Annotated in this window: 17 protein-coding genes and 1 pseudogene; 8 read left to right on the top strand and 10 right to left on the bottom strand. The window is 42.1% G+C overall.

Translation table 11 applies throughout. From position 1 onward, the window contains the following. Window positions 1–10: 10 nt before the first annotated feature. Both GPM24_RS07275 and GPM24_RS07270 read right to left on the bottom strand, forming a co-directional pair. Window positions 11–871 carry an SDR family oxidoreductase gene (locus GPM24_RS07275; protein WP_158826113.1) on the bottom strand — a complete coding sequence of 287 codons (861 nt, stop codon included), beginning with the start codon at window positions 869–871 and terminating at the stop codon, window positions 11–13. Between the two features lie 68 nt (window positions 872–939). Further along, a complete protein-coding gene (locus GPM24_RS07270) occupies window positions 940–1,887 on the bottom strand; it encodes an ion channel (RefSeq protein WP_158826112.1) in 948 nt (315 codons plus the stop codon). Between the two features lie 290 nt (window positions 1,888–2,177). On the opposite strand from GPM24_RS07270, the gene trpD reads away from it, so the two are divergent. The 4 genes from trpD to trpA are packed head-to-tail and all read left to right on the top strand — an operon-like array spanning window position 2,178 to window position 5,769. After that, on the top strand, window positions 2,178–3,167 hold the full coding sequence (gene trpD / locus GPM24_RS07265; RefSeq protein ID WP_158826111.1) for an anthranilate phosphoribosyltransferase: 990 nt from the start codon (window positions 2,178–2,180) through the stop codon (window positions 3,165–3,167). Window positions 3,168–3,192: 25 nt separating this feature from the next. Then, a complete protein-coding gene (locus GPM24_RS07260; protein WP_233268756.1) occupies window positions 3,193–3,801 on the top strand; it encodes a phosphoribosylanthranilate isomerase in 609 nt (202 codons plus the stop codon). Then, window positions 3,798–4,979 (top strand): tryptophan synthase subunit beta, encoded by a 1,182-nt coding sequence (gene trpB / locus GPM24_RS07255; RefSeq protein ID WP_158826109.1) that lies wholly within the window; start codon window positions 3,798–3,800, stop codon window positions 4,977–4,979. The genes GPM24_RS07260 and trpB overlap by 4 nt, the downstream gene beginning before the upstream one ends. A 4-nt stretch (window positions 4,980–4,983) precedes the next feature. Then, a complete protein-coding gene (gene trpA / locus GPM24_RS07250) occupies window positions 4,984–5,769 on the top strand; it encodes a tryptophan synthase subunit alpha (protein WP_158826108.1) in 786 nt (261 codons plus the stop codon). Between the two features lie 151 nt (window positions 5,770–5,920). Here the strand turns inward: trpA and GPM24_RS07245 are convergent, their stop codons facing one another. The 3 genes and pseudogenes from GPM24_RS07245 to sucC all read right to left on the bottom strand — a co-directional run. After that, window positions 5,921–6,541 carry an L-threonylcarbamoyladenylate synthase gene (locus GPM24_RS07245; protein ID WP_158826107.1) on the bottom strand — a complete coding sequence of 207 codons (621 nt, stop codon included), beginning with the start codon at window positions 6,539–6,541 and terminating at the stop codon, window positions 5,921–5,923. Window positions 6,542–6,660: 119 nt separating this feature from the next. Then, entirely contained in the window at window positions 6,661–7,194 is a 534-nt protein-coding gene (locus GPM24_RS07240) for a YceI family protein (RefSeq protein ID WP_158826106.1), read from the bottom strand. Window positions 7,195–7,328: 134 nt separating this feature from the next. After that, a pseudogene (gene sucC, locus GPM24_RS07235) lies at window positions 7,329–8,522 on the bottom strand (ADP-forming succinate--CoA ligase subunit beta); the annotation flags it as partial. 119 nt (window positions 8,523–8,641) lie between these two features. Between sucC and GPM24_RS07230 the strand changes: the two are divergent. The 4 genes from GPM24_RS07230 to GPM24_RS07215 are packed head-to-tail and all read left to right on the top strand — an operon-like array spanning window position 8,642 to window position 11,785. Then, entirely contained in the window at window positions 8,642–9,298 is a 657-nt protein-coding gene (locus GPM24_RS07230) for an ABC transporter ATP-binding protein (RefSeq protein WP_158826104.1), read from the top strand. An 11-nt stretch (window positions 9,299–9,309) separates the two neighbouring features. Continuing rightward, the gene (locus GPM24_RS07225) at window positions 9,310–9,612 is read left to right on the top strand and encodes a hypothetical protein (RefSeq protein ID WP_158826103.1); all 303 of its coding nucleotides are present in this window, start codon (window positions 9,310–9,312) and stop codon (window positions 9,610–9,612) included. Continuing rightward, on the top strand, window positions 9,605–10,216 hold the full coding sequence (locus tag GPM24_RS07220; RefSeq protein WP_158826102.1) for an HAD family hydrolase: 612 nt from the start codon (window positions 9,605–9,607) through the stop codon (window positions 10,214–10,216). The genes GPM24_RS07225 and GPM24_RS07220 overlap by 8 nt, the downstream gene beginning before the upstream one ends. Before the next feature lie 57 nt (window positions 10,217–10,273). Further along, window positions 10,274–11,785, top strand: coding sequence for a S41 family peptidase (locus GPM24_RS07215; RefSeq protein WP_158826101.1), 1,512 nt, complete (start codon window positions 10,274–10,276; stop codon window positions 11,783–11,785). Window positions 11,786–11,795: 10 nt separating this feature from the next. Here GPM24_RS07215 and smc read toward each other — a convergent pair whose 3' ends face one another. The 5 genes from smc to GPM24_RS07190 all read right to left on the bottom strand — a co-directional run bounded on the left by smc (window position 11,796) and on the right by GPM24_RS07190 (window position 18,579). Continuing rightward, window positions 11,796–15,341 carry a chromosome segregation protein SMC gene (gene smc / locus GPM24_RS07210; RefSeq protein ID WP_158826100.1) on the bottom strand — a complete coding sequence of 1,182 codons (3,546 nt, stop codon included), beginning with the start codon at window positions 15,339–15,341 and terminating at the stop codon, window positions 11,796–11,798. Between the two features lie 209 nt (window positions 15,342–15,550). Continuing rightward, window positions 15,551–16,336, bottom strand: coding sequence for a PhzF family phenazine biosynthesis protein (locus GPM24_RS07205; protein WP_158826099.1), 786 nt, complete (start codon window positions 16,334–16,336; stop codon window positions 15,551–15,553). Between the two features lie 12 nt (window positions 16,337–16,348). Then, window positions 16,349–16,999 (bottom strand): ATP-binding cassette domain-containing protein, encoded by a 651-nt coding sequence (locus tag GPM24_RS07200; protein ID WP_158826098.1) that lies wholly within the window; start codon window positions 16,997–16,999, stop codon window positions 16,349–16,351. Next, window positions 16,992–17,309 (bottom strand): hypothetical protein, encoded by a 318-nt coding sequence (locus GPM24_RS07195; RefSeq protein WP_158826097.1) that lies wholly within the window; start codon window positions 17,307–17,309, stop codon window positions 16,992–16,994. The genes GPM24_RS07200 and GPM24_RS07195 overlap by 8 nt, the downstream gene beginning before the upstream one ends. A 73-nt stretch (window positions 17,310–17,382) precedes the next feature. Next, window positions 17,383–18,579 carry an early set domain-containing protein gene (locus GPM24_RS07190; protein ID WP_158826096.1) on the bottom strand — a complete coding sequence of 399 codons (1,197 nt, stop codon included), beginning with the start codon at window positions 18,577–18,579 and terminating at the stop codon, window positions 17,383–17,385.

The following is an 18,579-nucleotide window of genomic DNA, read 5'->3' as shown; positions in this document are numbered from 1 at the left end:
TTGAGAAAGGTTAGCCATTGACCACTTCGCCACCATTTACATGAATAATTTGGCCGGTGATGTAAGATGCATCTTGTGAAGCCAAGAAAACATAGGCAGGTGCCACTTCTGAAGGCTGACCAGCACGGCCCAGCGGTACATCCTGACCAAACGATTTAACCTTTTCTTCCGGGAAAGTAGATACGATCAGCGGTGTCCATATAGGACCGGGCGCTACACCGTTAACCCTGATTTTTTTCTCGGCCAGGTTTTTTGATAATGAACGGGTAAAAGTTACTATAGCCCCTTTAGTTGATGAATAGTCTATTAGTTCAGGCGATGCACGATAAGCTGTGACCGATGTGGTGTTTATTATGCAATCGCCTTCATGCAAATAATTTAAAGCAGCCGATGCAAAGTGGAATTGCGAGTAAATATTGGTTCTGAAAGTGGTGTCTAATTGTTCAGCATCTATATCTTGCAGATTTTCCTGCGGAAACTGCATGGCAGCATTATTAACCAGGATGTTTAGCTTACCTAAATTGGCAACTGTTTTTTCAACCGCTTCTTTACAAAAGCTACTTTGTTTAATATCTCCTTTAATCAGCAGGCAGCGTTGTCCGGCTTGTTCAACCAATTTTTTGGTTTCTTCCGCATCCTGATCCTCATCAAAGTAAACAATAGCCACATCGGCACCTTCGTATGCGTAGTGTACACTAACGGCACGACCAATACCACTGTCTCCACCAGTAATAAGGGCTACCTTACCTTGTAATTTGCCGGAAGCTTTGTAGTTTTCATTAATGTATTCCGGTTTCGGTGTCATTTCTTGTTCAACGCCCGGTTGAGAGGCCTGGGTTTCTGCCGGAAATTGTGTTGGTTTTTGTTCCATGGTAGTTAAATACTTTATAAGTTAACTAAGAAACAACCTGTGTGTTTAATTAAAACGAAAAAACATAATTAGGAAGGTAATTCAGCCGGTATGCAGTCGCTTATTTTGTTGATGTCTAAAGTTACTTTACCAGTTTCATTGGTATAAAATGCAGGGGTAAAGCGGGCTGCCCAAACAATTTCATCGAATTGGTAAGAGGTACGTGAATGCACGGTTTGTGCAAAGGTATCGTCATAAGCTTTAAGTAATACAGCAAAGCTGGCGTTAGTAGCTTTCAACTCTTCAAGGGTGATATTTTTTATGGGACTGTTATCGTCCAGCGGATGTACTACCGTCCAGCTCAGGGTTAATATGCTCGCCTGCCGGCGTTCTAATTCCAAAGGGAAAAACTTACGTACCGTTTTACCATCCACATTTTCATTGTATGAAAAAATGATTTCCACGGTTACGTCGGCCAGTGTATTGCGTCTTTTGTTGGCCAGCCTAAACATTAATCCTCGACCGGTTATTCGGTAAGGCGCTATCAGCATCGAACTGCTGTAAGCGATTTTAGCAGACGGCCTCGAAAAGCGACCGTATAATAAACCAGTGGCAATAGCAAAAGCTAATAAGCCCATCATCGATTCAAAAGCTGCAACAAAGTTGGTGGCTACACTTTTGGGGCTGATATGTCCGTAGCCAACCGTAGAAAGTGTTTGAGCCGAAAAAAAGAAAGCATCCAGAAAGTGGTGCAGGGGCGAAGCACCGTCGGCACCGTTTAAGTTTTCAATACCCAGTGTTACATATATACTAGCAAATAAAATATTAGTAGCCAGGTAGGCGCTAATCACAATCATCCAAAACTTAGGCCAGGGCATGGTGATTAAGCTGTTGTAATTATCAATGGTATTGAAAAAAGGCAGGCCTTTGCGAATTACATTGATTGAGCCATCCCGGTTTATAACGCGCTGAGAAACTGCTTGGTTACCAAAGCCGAGGTCGTCTTCGGGATTTATAGTTTTTTTCTCGATAGCCATGTGATAATTTGTGGTCGCTGTTTTTATAGCCGGATAAAAATATAATTAAGTATTTGCATTTAGAAAAAAGTATTTTCATATTTGCCACAACGAACAATGAATATACAAAACAACAATTGGTGGTGGCTTAACGAGTAATCGTAAGGCAATCTCCTATTTGTTATTTTAATAGATATTACAAGGGTTGCCCAAAAGGCAACCCTTTATTTTTGCGCCCCGGTGCCGTAACGGAGAGGCGTATTAAATCGAGGCATTATTTAATTTTATTTCCTGTTTAGGGATTAAAGCATATGAAAGCAATACTTAACCATTTATTTGAACATAAAACATTCAGCCGCAACCAGTCAAAAGAAATTCTGACCAATATTGCACAAGGAAAGTATAATGCCTCGCAGATGGCAGCCTTCATGACGGCTTACTGCATGCGCAGTATTACCGTTGATGAACTGGAAGGTTTCCGCGATGCCATGCTGGAACTGTGCCTGCCTGTCAATCTGGAAGCCGACCAATTGATAGACCTTTGCGGTACTGGCGGCGATGGAAAAGACACCTTTAATATATCTACGCTGGCTTCGTTTGTGGTAGCGGGTGCTGGGTACAAAGTAGCGAAGCATGGCAACTACGGCGTATCGTCTGGCTGTGGCTCATCTAACGTAATGGAATATTTGGGGTACCAGTTTACCAACGACCAAAGCTGTTTAAATACAAGTTTGGAGAAAGCAAATATTACTTTTTTGCATGCACCGCTATTTCACCCAGCCATGAAAACCGTTGCGCCTATCCGTCGCGAACTGGGTGTGAAAACATTCTTTAACATGCTGGGCCCAATGGTTAATCCGGCTAAGCCCAACAACCAAATGGTAGGGGTGTACAACCTGGAGCTGGCACGTTTGTATGCTTACCTTTACCAAAAGTCATTTGTTAACTACACTATTGTAAATGCATTGGATGGATATGACGAAGTGTCGCTAACGGGGGACTTCAAAACATTTTCGACCGCAGGTGAGCAAATCAACACATTGGAAAGTCTTGGTTTTGAAAAGCTGGATGCCTCTGAAATAACAGGTGGGCATACGATAGCAGAGTCTGCTGACATTTTTATGAAAGTGTTGAACAACGAAGCAACTAATGCGCAAAGTAGTGTTGTGCTATGCAACGCTGCATTAGCAATAAAAACTATCAAACCCGAGCAGACTTTTGCCGATAGTTTTTACGAGGCTGAAGAAGCACTGATGAGTGGTCGTGCATTGAACAGTTTTAAACAACTGCTCGCAAATTAAGGTTATGAAAATAAAAGTGTGCGGAATGAAGCATTCCGAAAATATACAAGCCGTTGCTGATCTTAAACCCGATTACATGGGTTTCATCTGCTACGATTTATCGCCCAGATATATTGCCGCTTTACCACCCGAAACTTTAGATCAATTACCAGAATTCATTTACAAAACAGCAGTGTTTGTAAATGAAGATGCAGATAAAATAAACCTATTAATTGAACAGTTCGACTTTAATGCTGTGCAACTGCATGGCACCGAAAGCCCGGCCTTTTGCCAAAGTCTTCAAACTAAGGTAACCGTGTTTAAGGCGTTTGGTGTAGATGATAACTTTGATTTTGAACAACTGAACGCTTATCAGGGATATGTCGATTACTTTATGTTTGATACCAAAACGGAAGGCCATGGCGGATCGGGCAGAACGTTTAACTGGAGTATTCTAAACAATTACCGACTAGATACACCATTTTTTGTTTGTGGCGGTTTAAGCTTGGAAAATATTGATCAGGTAAAGCAAATTAAACATCCGGCTTTTTATGGTGTTGACCTAAACAGCCGGTTTGAAACCCAACCAGGTTTAAAAGACGTAGAAAAGCTACACAATGCATTTCATATACTTAGAGAAAACGATATACAATGAAATATACAGTTAACGAGCAGGGGTATTACGGTGATTTCGGCGGAGCTTATATCCCTGAAATGCTGTACCCGAATGTTGAGGAACTGCGTCAGCAATACCAAAATATAACTAACGATGCCAGTTTTATAGCAGAGTTTGATCAGTTGTTGAAAGATTACGTTGGCAGGCCATCGCCTTTGTACTTTGCCAAACGCCTGTCTGAAAAATATGGCGCTAACATATTTCTAAAGCGCGAAGATCTGAACCACACCGGTTCGCATAAAATCAACAATGCCATTGGCCAGATTTTACTGGCCGAGCGCTTGGGCAAAAAACGTATCATTGCCGAAACTGGAGCTGGGCAGCATGGCGTTGCTACCGCAACAGTATGTGCGTTGCGTGGCATCGAATGCGTAGTGTATATGGGCGAAATAGACATGGAGCGTCAGGCACCCAACGTGGCCCGTATGAAAATGCTGGGTGCTAAGGTAATTCCGGCCACCTCAGGCAGTAAAACGCTGAAAGATGCTACCAACGAAGCCATGCGCGACTGGATTAATAACCCAGAAGATACGCATTACATCATCGGCTCGGTAGTTGGTCCGTATCCGTACCCAGAAATGGTTGCCCGTTTTCAATCTATCATTTCATTAGAAGCTAAAAAACAACTGCAAGAACAAACCGGCAAAGATCTTCCCGAGTATGTACTGGCCTGCGTGGGCGGAGGTAGTAATGCGATGGGGATGTTTTACCATTTTTTAGATGATGAAGCAGTAAAGTTAATTGCGGTTGAAGCTGCGGGTAAAGGTTTAGACAGCGGCCATTCTGCTGCCACATCGGTACTTGGCAAAGAAGGCATATTGCATGGTAGCCGTACCATTTTAATGCAGACTGACGACGGGCAGGTTGTAGAGCCTTATTCTATTTCGGCTGGGTTAGATTACCCAGGCATTGGGCCGCAGCATGCACATTTGCATAAAGTACAGCGGGCGCAATACGTAAGCATTACCGACGATGAAGCATTAAACGCCGGATTGCTGCTTTCGCAACTGGAGGGAATTATTCCGGCAATTGAGTCGGCTCATGCTTTCGCACATCTCGAAAAAATGCAGTTTCAGAAAGACGACAACGTAATTGTATGTCTGTCTGGGCGCGGCGATAAAGACTTAAATACTTACATTAAACACTTCGGCTTTTAATTATATGCAAACTGTAATTGCAAACCGGTTGAACACCATGTTCGACGAAAAGAAAAACAACCTGCTATCGGTTTATTTTACGGCTGGTTACCCCGAACTGAATACCACTTTAGATATAGCCGAAGCGTTGGAAAAAGCGGGAGCAGACTTTTTGGAAATCGGCTTTCCGTACTCCGATCCTGTAGCCGATGGTCCAACCATCCAACACAGCTCACAAAAAGCGCTGGATAATGGCATGAATCTTAACCTGCTGTTTGAGCAATTAAAAGACCTGCGCCAAAGGGTAACTATACCTGTACTATTGATGGGCTATGCCAATCCAATGGTACAATACGGCGTAGAACGTTTTTGTGCCAAAGCCGCTGAGGTAGGAGTAGACGGCGTGATTGTACCCGACCTGCCGATGTACGAGTATGAACAATTATATAAAGACATATTTGCCAAGCACAACCTAAGCAATATCTTTTTGGTAACACCGCAAACTGCAGAGTCACGCATCCGAAAAATTGATGAGTTGAGCAACAGCTTTATTTATCTGCTTTCTTCAGCATCCATCACCGGTCGCAACCTTACCATCTCCGACACAATAGAAAGTTATTTTCAGCGCATTAAAGATATGCAGCTTAAAAATCCTACGGTGATAGGTTTTGGTATTGCCGATAAGCCAGCTTATCAAAAAGCCACGGCTTATGCCAATGGCGCCATTGTAGGTAGTGCCTTTGTTAAGTTCTTGGGAACGGAAAACTATTTGGAACGGATACCGGAATTTATCCAATCTATTAAAGGATAGAGCAAAAAACTGTCATTTCGAGTGCTAACGAGAAATCTTTTGAAAGCGATTTGTCAATCGTTTCTTTTCCAAAAGATCTCACTGCCATTCGAGATGACACAATTTTATATAAAAGCTGTCTTGGTTCTTAGCTCTTAACTTTACTCACAAGCTACAAGTAAATCTCCAAATCGCCTTTACCTTCACGTATAACTTCAAAATCGCCGTTGGTACAATCTACCACAGTTGAAGCGGTATTGTCGCCATATCCACCATCTATCACAATATCTACTAAGCTCTCGTATTTCTCGTGAATAAGTTCCGGGTCGGTTGAGTATTCCATGATATCGTCTTCATCACGGATGGAGGTAGACAGGATAGGATTACCAAGCTGTTTCACAATTTCACGTGCAATATCATTATCAGGTACCCGTATACCTACAGTTTTCTTTTTTGAACTTAACAACTTGGGTACATTATGACTTGCGTTAAAAATAAAAGTGAACGGGCCAGGCAAAGCTTTTTTTAATACCCTGAAGGTGGCGTTGTCAATAGGCTTAATATAATCCGATATATGGCTCAAGTCGTAGCAGATAAATGAAAAATTGGCTTTTTCAGGTTTGATGTTTCTAATACGGGCGATGGCCTCGATAGCCTTTTGATTGGTAATGTCGCAACCTAAGCCATAAATGGTATCGGTAGGATAAATGATAAGGCCGCCTTTGCGTAATACTTGCACTACCTGCTCGATAGCTTTAGGATTCGGATTTTCGGGATATATTTTAATGAGCATGCTATAGAAAGCAAATATAGTGTATGGTTGGTTTTAAAAAGTTTTTTACGATACTATGTACAAAGTAAACGCCCGTATGTAAAACATACAGGCGTTTAATAAATATATGCTTCGTAATATTAGGCTTGCTTAATAAACTGCACATTCATAATTAATTTGATTTCGTCGCCAACTACTACAGAACCTGCCTCGGTAACAGCGCTCCAGGTTAAGCCAAACTCTTTACGGCTAATTTTACCGGTTACTTCAAAGCCTGCTTTGGTATTGCCATAAAAGTCATCAGCCGAGCCACCAAACTCTACGTCTAAGGTTACCGGTTTAGTTACATCTCTCACAGTCAGGTTGCCTTCCAGTTTGTAAGTATCACTGTCAACCTTTTTTAATGAGGTCGATTTGAAACTGATTTTCGGATAAGTAGCCGCGTCAAAAAACTCTGCTGATTTCAAGTGCTGGTCACGCGCTTCCTGGTTGGTATCAATGCTTTCCACGTCCAATGAAAAATCGATTTCCGAATCCTGAAAATCGTCGCTCTCGGTTACCACTTCACCTTCAAACTTTCTGAAAGCGCCTGTAACGGTCGAAATGACCAGGTGTTTTACTTTAAACTGTACTTCTGAGTGGGTTGGGTCTAATACCCATTTTGTAGTAGCCATAGTTAATTGATTGTTTTAGTGTTTTCTCAAATTTAACGTTGAATGTTGTAACATGCAACGTTTCTGTAATTATTTAACGACACAAAAAAAGGGAACTTTTTGAGTTCCCTTCTTAATGTAGGTTAAGAAATTAGTTATGCTAAAACTTCTTTCACTCTTTCAGCTGCTTCTTTTAATAGAATTGCCGAGAATACTTCTAAACCTGAGTTGTCAATCAGTTCTTTAGCTTCTTCGGCGTTAGTACCCTGTAAGCGAACAATGATTGGAACTGGTATATTGCCAATTTCCTGATAAGCATCAATAACGCCTTGCGCTACACGGTCGCAACGAACGATACCGCCAAAGATGTTAATTAAAATAGCTTTTACGTTCGGATCTTTAAGGATAATGTTAAACGCTGCTTTAACCGTTTGTGCGTTGGCAGTACCGCCTACATCCAAAAAGTTAGCAGGCTCGCCACCAGCAATTTTGATGATGTCCATGGTGGCCATTGCTAAACCAGCACCGTTAACCATACAACCTACGTTACCATCAAGTTTTACGTAGTTAAGGTTTGATTGGCTGGCTTCAACTTCCATCGGATCTTCTTCAGATTCATCGCGCATAGCAGCATAATCCGGATGACGGTATAATGCGTTATCATCCAGGTTTACTTTAGCATCAACGGCTAAAATTTTATTGTCTGATGTTTTTAATACCGGGTTAATTTCAAATTGTGAAGAGTCGGTAGCTTCATAAGCTTTGTATAAAGCGGTGATAAATTTCACCATATCTTTAAATGCATCGCCCGATACGCCTAGGTTAAAGGCAATTTTACGTGCCTGAAAGCCTTGTAAACCTACTTTAGGGTCAATCTCTTCTTTATGAATCAGGTGAGGAGTAGAGTGTGCTACTTCTTCGATATCCATACCACCTTCGGTTGAGTACATGATGATGTTGCGGCCTTTGGCGCGATCTAACAATACGCTCATGTAAAACTCCTTGGTTTCGGTTGCGCCCGGATAATAAACATCCTGTGCAACTAACACCTTATTTACTTTTTTACCTTCAGGTCCGGTTTGTGGGGTTACCAGCTGCATGCCTAAAATAGCGCCTGCTCTTTCTTTAACCTCGTCCAGGTTTTTGGCCAGTTTAACACCACCGCCTTTACCGCGGCCTCCGGCATGGATCTGAGCTTTAATTACCACCCAGTCTGAACCGAAATCTTCTTTCATTTTTTGGGCGGCTGCAACAGCCTCTTCCACAGTGTCGGCAACAATGCCTTCCTGTACTCTAACGCCAAAACTTTTTAGAATGGCTTTACCCTGATATTCGTGAATATTCATGTCTTGTGAAGAATTTGCGGTAAATCTACAATTTCAGTTCTATTTAAAAAATCAATCAGGTAATATTATATGTATTAATACTGTTGTATGCTGATATGCAGCAGGTATTTTTATTTTTGCACATGCTTAAAGCACAGTCTATCCAAAAATCATACGGTGCGCTGCAGATATTAAAAGGGGTAGACCTGGAAGTATCTAAAGGCGAAATAGTTACCATTGTAGGTGCATCCGGCGCCGGTAAAAGCACATTGCTTAATATCATAGGCACATTAGATAAGCCCGATTCAGGTCAGATTTTTCTGAACGACCTGGAGGTGAATCGCTTGAACAGCAAGCAGCTAAGTGCTTTCAGGAATACAAACATTGGTTTTATATTCCAGTTTCATCACTTACTTGCCGAATTTAACGCTATTGAAAACGTATGTATCCCGGCGTTCATAGCAGGCACTTCAAAAGTGGAAGCCGAAAAGCGCGCGGCGCATTTGCTAAATAAGCTTGGCCTCAAAGAAAGGATGCATCATAAACCTAATCAGCTTTCGGGCGGCGAACAACAACGTGTGGCTGTGGCTCGGGCGCTAATTAATAATCCAGCACTTGTGCTAGCAGACGAACCTTCGGGTAACCTTGATTCAGCTAACGCGCGCGATTTGCACGAGTTGTTTGTTGACCTGCGTGATGAGTTTAAGCAAACTTTTATCATCGTAACCCATAACGAAGAATTAGCCGGATTATCAGACCGTAAAGTAACCATGAAAGACGGCTTGATAGTACAGTCATAAATTATATCAGAGTGAATATTTTAATAACAGGCGCAAGCACCGCCAAAGCCCATCAAATAAAAAATAATATAAATAATGCAATTGTGTTGTTGGGCGATTACCTGGATTTACCCGATGTAATGATCAAGTCGGGCAGAATGCTGAAGCTGCCCAGTCCACTGTCTGACACTTACCCGCATCAGATGCTGGCTTTTTGTTTGGATAATCATATTGAAACTGTTTATCTGCTGTACTTTGCAGAAGCAGAACAATTAAAGCCTGCACAGCAGTTATTCGATGAGTATGGCATTCAATTGATACCTGCCCATGATTAAATACACTGATTTAGACGCACGCAACAATGCGTTTGTTTTCGAGTTGGACAACGTTTTGTATCCCGAAAAAGATTATTTGTATCAGGTATACTACTTGTTTGCAGGTTTTTTAGAATATACCGAATTACTTGACGCAAAGGTGCTGGTAAACCTAATGGTACAAACACACGATGCTGAAGGAAAAGAACAGGTGTTTGACCGCTTACAGCAACGGTTTAAAATAGACGAAAAGTATCGCTTCAATTTTGAGCATCTGCATAAAAACGCCAAGCTTCCACTAAAGCTGCTACTTTATGAGGACATGCTCAAATTGCTTCAGGACATTGTGGTTGACCGTAAAAAGATTTTTATTGTAACCAACGGCAATCCGCAACAGCAATTGAATAAGATTAAACAAACCGATTGGCAGGGGCTTGAACAGTATTTAATTTGCTATTTTGCTGATGAAATAGCGCCTAAGCCAGAGCCGGACGTTATCCACAAGTTGATTGATGATCATCACCTGCAAAGAAGAGAATTAGTGATGATAGGTGCCACCAACATAGACGAGCTATGTGCTGAAGCAGCAGGTATTACTTTTTTAAATTATAGCACAGTGCTATAGGAAGTTATATAACTTATCATTACTTTGCATATACAATAATTAACAATATTAACTTTAATGAAAAGAAATTTATTTTTTTCGATGTTGCTCGCTTTGGCTTTTACATCGTGTAAAAAAGATAAGCAAATAACTACCGATCCAGTACAAGGCTCCAGTGAGCTTGATAAAATGCGTGACTCTCTTTACCAATATGCTAAAGAAGAGTATCTATGGTATGATGCTATTCCAAATACGTTTAACCCGCAATCTTATTCCGGAAGTTCGGATTTAACTGCTTTACAAAGTGAAATAGACGCTATTTCCCAATTTAAAAAAAACCCTACAACTGGCCAAGCTTACGAGTATAATGCCGCTTACCCTGGCGAGTCGAAATATTCATATGTTGACGGTGGCGAAGCTGCAACGTCTATCGGCGGAACTGGTGGTGATTTTGGTTTTGCATTAACTTACGTTGCTACAAATGATTTAAGGGTAAGATATGTTTTTCCAGGCTCTTCTGCCGCTTCCCAAAATCTTGTTCGCGGTTATAAGGTAACGGCTGTAGATGATGCATCGGTGACCTTAACTACTGGTACAAGTACCGATCCGGCTCTTGTTGCAATTAACAAGTCGCTAAGCAACAACTCTATCAAACTTACGCTGCAGCGTCCGGACGGTACATCTTTTACAACCACCGTTTCAAAAACCACTTATACTATAAACCCGGTTATTAAATATAAAGTGGTAACTACCACTAGCGGAAAAAAGGTAGGATACTTTGCTTTCAGTCGCTTTACAACCCTTGATAATGCCAAAACTAAAATTGATGAAGCATTTAATAGCTTTGCGGCTAGTAATATAGATGAAATAGTGGTCGACTTACGTTATAACGGCGGTGGTGCGGTGGAAACATCAGAGTACATTGCTAATTACATGGTACCTGCATCTAAAAACGGTTCAACAATGTTTACTGAGTATTTTAATGACAAATTACAAAAAGGTGATTACCCATTTTTAGCAAAAAAATATTCTATTCCAGCCGGTTATTTTAATCAAGCAAACAACACTTACAAATTTGCAAAAGTAGGCGGACTTAATTTAAGCAGAGCTTTCTTTTTAGTAACTGGCAGCACTGCATCTGCAAGTGAGTTGCTAATTAATAACCTTCAGCCTGCTTTGCCGCAAGGCGTTCAAATAATTGGTCGCACTACTTACGGCAAACCGGTAGGTTTCTTTGGTATTCCGTTGGGTAACAAATCACAGTATGATGTATACTTGGCCGAGTTTGAAAGTCAAAATTCAGCTGGTAAGGCCGACTTTTATCAGGGCATGGTACCCGGAAGCAACTTCGCAGGTGCCGACGTAGCTGATGATGTAACCAAAGATTTTGGTGATACCAGCGAGGGGCTGTTTGCAAAAGCGCTGAACTTTATTGATAAAGGAAATTATGCCACAGCAGGTTTGCAAACATTGAGCTTGCAGTCAACCAGCGAAAAAAATCAGTTACGCAATGCCAATATTGTGCTGGATGTAAAACAGCAGTTTAGTGGCAGTGTACATACCAAAGATCTGAAACGACTACAGAAATAATGCGCTGGTGTTAATCGGCCATTTGGCGTAAGTCAACAGGTACTACACGGGATATTCCCTGCTCAACCATAGTCACACCGTAAACCACATCGGTGCTGGCTATGGTTTTTTTGTTGTGTGATACAATGATGAACTGCGATCCGGTGGAAAACTTGCGGATGATGTTGTTGAACTTGTCAATATTCGTATCATCCAAAGGCGCATCAACCTCATCAAAAATACAGAAAGGTGCTGGCTTTAACAGGTATAGCGAAAACAGAATAGCAGTGGCCGTTAAAGTCTTTTCACCGCCCGATAGCTGGTTGATTGACAGCGGGCGTTTGCCTTTGGGCTTAGCAATAATATCAATGTCTGATTCCAGTGGATGGCTTGGATCGGTCAATGTTAAATCACAAGAGTCTTCTTCATTGAAAAGGGAACGGAATACTTTAATGAAGTTTTCACGCACCATAATAAAGGCCGACATGAACTTCTCGCGGGCGGTATCATCAATCTCCTGAATGGTTGAAAGGAGGGAGGCCTTGGCTTCCATCAGATCCTTTTTTTGCGACTGGATAAATTGGTAACGCTCGTCCATCTCTTTGAATGCTTCTAACGCCATAGGGTTAATAGCGCCAAAATCATCTATCTGTTTTTTTAATTTTTCCGTTTTTTCACGCAGATCCTGCTCGTTCTCTTCGGCCGGAAGTTCAGTTTCCAACAGGTCTTGCATGTCTATATTAAATTCAACAGCCAGGCGTTCTTTCAAAGCGTTAAGTTCCAGTTTTAAGTTGGTGCGGCGGTCTTTCAGCTCATTTTCAATAACATCTGCCTGATCTTTTTTACGGCGAAGTTGTGTAATTTCATTTTCTACCTCGGTAATTTGTCCGCGTGCCGAGTAATATTCCTGCTCGGCCTGGCGGGTAGCTTGTTCCAGTAAATCGCGCTGGCTGTACATCTCCAGCAGTTCTTCGTCAGAGAAATCAGTTTGTTGTACCGTTTCCAATAAAGCCGCCTGAACCTTTTCCATCTCGGCAGTATTTATTCTAATCCTACCTTCCAGGTTCTCTTGCTGACTCTCGCGGTATTCTAAATCTTTGTTTAAGCTGGATACCTTGTTTTGTTGCTGATGAAAACGAATATTTTCTTGATTATAAGCGTTGGATTGTACTGAGGTATACTCATTTAATTCATTGGATGCCTGCTGCTTATCTAATAACAAATCGCTTTGTATTTCTTTTTGCGTTTTCAGCTCGGCTAATTGAGGCTGCAACGTTTGCTCTTCCTCTTTAATCGTATCAATTTTACGAGCGATATCTTCCTTACGGTTGCGGCTGTTGGTTATAAAGGTTTGGTACTGCTCGCGCCGCGTAGTAACGGTAACCAACTCAGTGTGTAAACGATTTAACTCCTGCTGGCGTTGCTGAATTTCGGATGTTTTGCCGGATGATCGTAAAGCGGTTAAAGTTCTCTGTAGCTCTTCCTGCTGGCTTTTAAAGGTTGTTACCTTACCTTCTAACTGTTTAATTTCTTTTGCCAGATTTTCGAGGTTTTTAGCCCGACCAATACGTTTACCCTCAAACAATCCTACCGAACCACCGGCCATGCTTAGTATCGATTTGCTGAATTTACCGCTTTTGCCCAACAGCACAACACCGTTAGGGACAGGACCGTTATTTAAGTCGTTATCTGAGCTATCACTCACCAAGTAAACATTACGCAGCAGGTAATTGCACAACGGTTGATAGCGGCCGTCTACTTCGATAGTATCCAAAGCCGAAATCCATTGACTGGGGTTTGGGTTTGGCACAGGCTGGGCTGCTATTTGCTGATAGTGGCTTAATATAAAAAACTGAGCACGGCCGCGCGAGGCATTCCGAAGTAAATTGATAGCGGTAATGGCTTCATCATAGTTGTTTACCACATAATAGTTCATTAACGGCTCCAGATAGTTTTCAATAGCTACCCGGTATTCCTCTCTACAAAATAGAACGTCACTAAACAGCGGAACATTCTTGGCCCAATCTGCATTTTTTTTAAGAAAGCGGATTGACTCCGGAAAGCCTTCCAAGTTGTCAACTAAACTTTTGGTCAGGTTATACTCATTCTGTTTGGCATCCAGCTGGCGGGTGTGTTGTATAATGGTGTCTTTAACGCTGGCAATGCTGCCCTCAGTTTCCTTTATTCTTTCCTGCAGGTTGTTTTCAAATTCAACCGCTAACTGGTATTCTTTTTCAGTAGATTCTGTACGGTATTCCAGTTCGGCCACCATTTGGTTAAAGTGCGATAGCTCCACCTCGCGGCTGGCGGCGTCTTCCATATTGCGCTGACTTTCCTGCTCCAGTGCCTGCTGTTGGATGCGCAAAATATCCAAGTCTTTTTCAGCCTTGTAAATTTGGTTTTGCAGGCGGTTATTGATGTTGGTTAGTTCCGTAAGCTCCGCACGGGCAGTAGTTTGTTCCTCGCGCAACTCATCAACGGCGGCCTTCAAGTCGGCCACTCTTGAGCTCACGCTTTCCAAGGTCTCTTCTTCTTGCAATCTTTCTTCTGACAACCTTTTAATGTTGTACAGCACGTGGTTGAGCTGATTGCGGTCGCGCTCAAGCTCTTCTGTTAAACGAGTCTCTTTGTCGCGCTGAAATTTGAGCTGTTCGTTCTTGATTTTTTTATCGCTCTCGTAAGCTCTAATCTTGGCTACATATTCATTAGTAGCTTTTTGCTGTATTGATAGGTTTTTCTCTTTGGTAAGATTGTCAACTTTCAGTTGTTGCACCTGCGCCTCAAGCGTATCAATCTGTGTTACTATACTAGTTTTTTCGGCCTGATGTTTTTGTTCCCGCTCTTCAATGCTGATTAATGAATCGCTGAATGAGGCTAAACGAAACGAAGCCAGCATAATACTCAATGTTTTATACTGCTCTTTTAAGCGGTAATAACGTTCAGCTTTTTTGGCTTGATTCTCTAATGTTTTTAAGTTTTTTTCAATCTCGAAAAGTAAGTCTTCAACCCGCTCCAAGTCAGCCTCTGTATCTTTGAGTTTATTGAAAGTTTGCTTTTTGCGCAGTTTGTATTTAGATATACCCGATGCTTCTTCAAACAGATTACGACGTGAGCCTTCTTTATTTGTGATGATTTCGTCTATCATCTTTAGCTCGATGATAGAGTATGAATCGGAGCCTATACCTGTATCCAAAAATAGGTCGGTGATGTCTTTCAGCCGGCACTGCACATTATTTAGCCGGTACTCACTTTCTCCGGTACGGTAAAGTTTGCGGGTAAGCGTTACTTGCGAGAATTCGGTAGGCAGTACGTTTTTGGTATTGTCGAAGGTAAGCGATACCTCGGCCAAGTTGGCTGGCTTGCGGCTTTTGGTACCGTTAAAGATGATGTTTTCCATCTTTTCTGACCGTAGCGCACGGGTGCTCTGCTCGCCCAGCACCCAGCGGATAGAATCAACTACGTTAGATTTACCGCAGCCATTCGGACCCACTATGGCAGTAACGCCTTCATTGAAATTAATGGTTATCTTATCGCCAAAGCTTTTAAATCCTTTGACTTCTAACTTAGTTAACTGCAATCTTTACTTATCAATAGTTCAACCTTCAAAATTACAAAAAAAGGTTTAATAAGATGTTAATTACATGTTGAAATTGCCGGTTTTAGGCATTAAAAGGATGAAGGCAAATGATACTAAAATAGCGGACGAAAAGGGGTTCAGAATGGCTTAAAAAAATTAAGTTAAAAGAGTCATTACATTCTCACGTAACAACTCTTTTAACTTATAAATCAAATATAAATCTCGCCTTTTAAATACGTCACGGCATTGCCACTCATCAGCGCGCGGTCGCCTTTGTGTTCGCACCACAGCTCACCTTTGCGAGCAGACAGCTGGTAGGCATGCAATTCGTTTTTACCAAGCTCTTCCGCCCAGTAAGGTATCAAGTTGCAATGTGCCGATCCGGTAACCGGGTCTTCGGGCACGCCAGCGGCGGGGGCAAAAAAGCGCGATACGAAATCAACAGTATTACCGGGTGCGGTTACAATAATACCAATCGCATCTATTTTAGCTAATGCTGAGTGATCAGGCACAATGTCGATGATATCCTGCTCATCTTCATATACCAAAAAGAAATCGCGTGAGCGTAATATGTGCGATGGCTTTTTACCGCCTAAGGCATCTATTAGGCCTCCAGGCAACTCAACCGGGTAGGGCGGACGCGATGGAAAGTCGAGCGTGTAACGGTCACCATCACGAGTCACAATCAAAGTTCCGGCTTTTTCGGTGGTAAAATGTATAGCAGGTTCTGCATGTCCTAACTCTGTAAACAGAATGTGTGCTGTCGCTAGGGTAGCATGTCCGCAAAGGTCAATCTCCAGCTCTGGTGTAAACCAGCGTAAGTGATACCCTTCATGCGTTTTTACGAAAAATGCCGTTTCGGCCAGGTTATTTTCGGCCGCTATCTTTTGCATGGTTTCATCGGGTAGCCATTCGGTTAAAGGGCAAACGGCAGCCGGATTGCCACCATACAAACTACTGGTAAAAGCATCGGCCTGGTAGATGGGTATAGTCATGGTCGGTTTGATTTAAATACCGCTAAGATAGCCGTAAGCAATCAAGTCTGCATGGTCTTTTATCAATTTGGTAGCGCCGTTGTGCAGCAATACCAGTTTATTGCTAACCTCTAAAATGTTGTAGTACTGATGATCGGTTACAATAATTCCTTTATAAACCGACCGTGCACGAATGATTTGCTTAATTTCTTCAGCTTGCACTGGCGATATATGCGTAAAAGGCTCGTCCAGCAAAATATAATCGGCTTTACTGTAGAGTATCATCAGCGTTTCGAGTTTACGTAATTCGCCGCCTGATAATTGACGCGCTGTTTTATGCTGATGCTGCTGGTAGACGTCATGCTGAATAAACTCGTTCCAACTGTTCTGGTCAACCAGCATAGGAGCAAGGTTTTTTATCGGAACGCTTTTAGGCAGATAGTTGTGTTGAGGCAGATAAGCTACGTTGTGATTAAGATACCCGGTAGTTACATAATTATCGTTTATGCTGATATGCTTGAAGGTAGGGGTAATGGTGCCAAATATAATTTTTAACAGGCTGGATTTGCCGCTTCCATTACGTCCGAGCAAGCCAATAACGTCGCCTATCTTGCAATCCAGATAAACGTCCTGCAATATCTTGCGGCCGTTGTAAGCTAATTGTACACTATCAACTTTAAGCATTGATGTGGTGTGAGATATATACGCAAAGGGGCAGCAATATTATAAAAATGAGGAAGTCGAAGCCGAATGCATATAAATACATACGCCTAACAGAATAGCCGGCATTGCGATAGTAGTAGTAAACATTGCTGTTGAAGTAGTACTGGTATCCCAACGCACTTGCGTAACCTGACAGTTTAAATAGTATAGTAATAAGCAGGAATACCAGCCCGTAAATGGTGATCGCATAAACCCCAATGATGGTAAACAGTAGATGATACCACCAAAATGGCCTGTAGAACTGAAGCAGGAGTGTACTAAAGTGATGCATTGTGAAGCAGGCGTTGAAATTATAAAACTGCTTCCATTATCGGTTTATTATCAACAAGTAGAAATTAATGCTGCTAATCTATCCATAGCACCGAATTCCCGGTGTTGTATTCGTTTTGTTCCCACTGTCGGTTGCCTGGGTCAAGTATCCAGTTGCCATCTACAATAAACTTGTAGCGGTATTTGCCCGATTTTAAGCGCAAACTTATATGCCACTGGTTGCCTGAATGTGCCAATGTGTAACCATCGGGATTCCAATCATTAAAGTCACCAGCTATCCTTACTTCTTTGGCACCATTATAACCATTCAGAGTAAAGGTGTGGTTAGGTGCCACTGATAAAAAGGAATTTTGATTTCCTTCGATGACAGTAGTATGCGGGTTGAACGGATCCGTAATCCACTGGCCGTCTACTATAAATTTATACTGATAATTTCCTTTAGGTAATACGTATGGTAAAGCCCAACCTCCCGCAGCTTTTTGCATGCGGATAGTATTGGAACGCCAGTTATTAAAATCGCAGGCTATAAATACATTTTTAGCGTTGCTATATCCGTTTAACTTAAAGTTGACGCTTTCGCCAAAATTTAAAATTGAACTGGCTGTGTTGTTTTGTACAGTTTGTGCCGGATTAGCCGGATCTGTGATCCAGCGGCCATCTACCATGAAACGATATAGATGCGTGCCTTCATGCAGGTATATCTGCCTTTCCCAATATTTCCCTTTAGGGGATAATATAATTTCGTTCGCGTTCCAATTGTTAAATCTACCCGCTACGGCTACACGGTGAGCAGTAGCAAAGCCACCTAAACGGAAGGTATAGTTATATCGGTAGTAAATGGAATTATAATCGCCCCAACCGTCGTCTTCTTTTAAGTTGTTCGTTACATCCCGACTCCATCTGCCGTTAATTATGTACTTGTAGGCATAAACGCCCGGTTCCAGCGTGATATCGCTCACCCAGCCACTATCTGTACGCGTCATGACGCCTTTTTGTGTGGTCCATCTGTTAAAGCTTCCAGATAGTTGTACATGGCGAGCATTGAGATTTCCAGGGACAAAAAACCTGGTAAGTCCCGAGGGTAATTCACGAACGGTTACTGTCGAGAAGTTGTTGACGCCATAGGGTACGTCACCGGGGTAGCCTGGGTCGTAAGATTGTTGAGCGGCAAATTTACGGTGGCCAAAAACTGAGTAGTGAAATTGCGGCACAGTCATGCTAATGCCGCAAAGGGCAAAAAGCAATATGGTGTAATAAATAAGCCGCTTCAT

The sequence above is a fragment of the Mucilaginibacter lacusdianchii genome (genome assembly GCF_009770985.1).
Lineage (GTDB): Bacteria > Bacteroidota > Bacteroidia > Sphingobacteriales > Sphingobacteriaceae > Mucilaginibacter > Mucilaginibacter lacusdianchii.
This window is presented reverse-complemented; position numbering and strand designations above follow the sequence as displayed.

Excerpts from the sequence above, each read along its gene's own strand:
- trpB (WP_158826109.1), top strand. The coding sequence starts at position 3,798 with ATGAAATATACAGTTAACGAGCAGGGGTATTACGGTGATTTCGGCGGA.
- GPM24_RS07190 (WP_158826096.1), bottom strand. The coding sequence starts at position 18,579 with ATGAAGCGGCTTATTTATTACACCATATTGCTTTTTGCCCTTTGCGGC.
- GPM24_RS07245 (WP_158826107.1), bottom strand. The coding sequence starts at position 6,541 with ATGCTCATTAAAATATATCCCGAAAATCCGAATCCTAAAGCTATCGAG.
- GPM24_RS07270 (WP_158826112.1), bottom strand. The coding sequence starts at position 1,887 with ATGGCTATCGAGAAAAAAACTATAAATCCCGAAGACGACCTCGGCTTT.
- trpD (WP_158826111.1), top strand. The coding sequence starts at position 2,178 with ATGAAAGCAATACTTAACCATTTATTTGAACATAAAACATTCAGCCGC.
- GPM24_RS07240 (WP_158826106.1), bottom strand. The coding sequence starts at position 7,194 with ATGGCTACTACAAAATGGGTATTAGACCCAACCCACTCAGAAGTACAG.
- GPM24_RS07215 (WP_158826101.1), top strand. The coding sequence starts at position 10,274 with ATGAAAAGAAATTTATTTTTTTCGATGTTGCTCGCTTTGGCTTTTACA.
- GPM24_RS07230 (WP_158826104.1), top strand. The coding sequence starts at position 8,642 with ATGCTTAAAGCACAGTCTATCCAAAAATCATACGGTGCGCTGCAGATA.
- GPM24_RS07260 (WP_233268756.1), top strand. The coding sequence starts at position 3,193 with ATGAAGCATTCCGAAAATATACAAGCCGTTGCTGATCTTAAACCCGAT.
- GPM24_RS07195 (WP_158826097.1), bottom strand. The coding sequence starts at position 17,309 with ATGCATCACTTTAGTACACTCCTGCTTCAGTTCTACAGGCCATTTTGG.
- GPM24_RS07205 (WP_158826099.1), bottom strand. The coding sequence starts at position 16,336 with ATGACTATACCCATCTACCAGGCCGATGCTTTTACCAGTAGTTTGTAT.
- GPM24_RS07275 (WP_158826113.1), bottom strand. The coding sequence starts at position 871 with ATGGAACAAAAACCAACACAATTTCCGGCAGAAACCCAGGCCTCTCAA.
- GPM24_RS07200 (WP_158826098.1), bottom strand. The coding sequence starts at position 16,999 with ATGCTTAAAGTTGATAGTGTACAATTAGCTTACAACGGCCGCAAGATA.
- trpA (WP_158826108.1), top strand. The coding sequence starts at position 4,984 with ATGCAAACTGTAATTGCAAACCGGTTGAACACCATGTTCGACGAAAAG.
- GPM24_RS07220 (WP_158826102.1), top strand. The coding sequence starts at position 9,605 with ATGATTAAATACACTGATTTAGACGCACGCAACAATGCGTTTGTTTTC.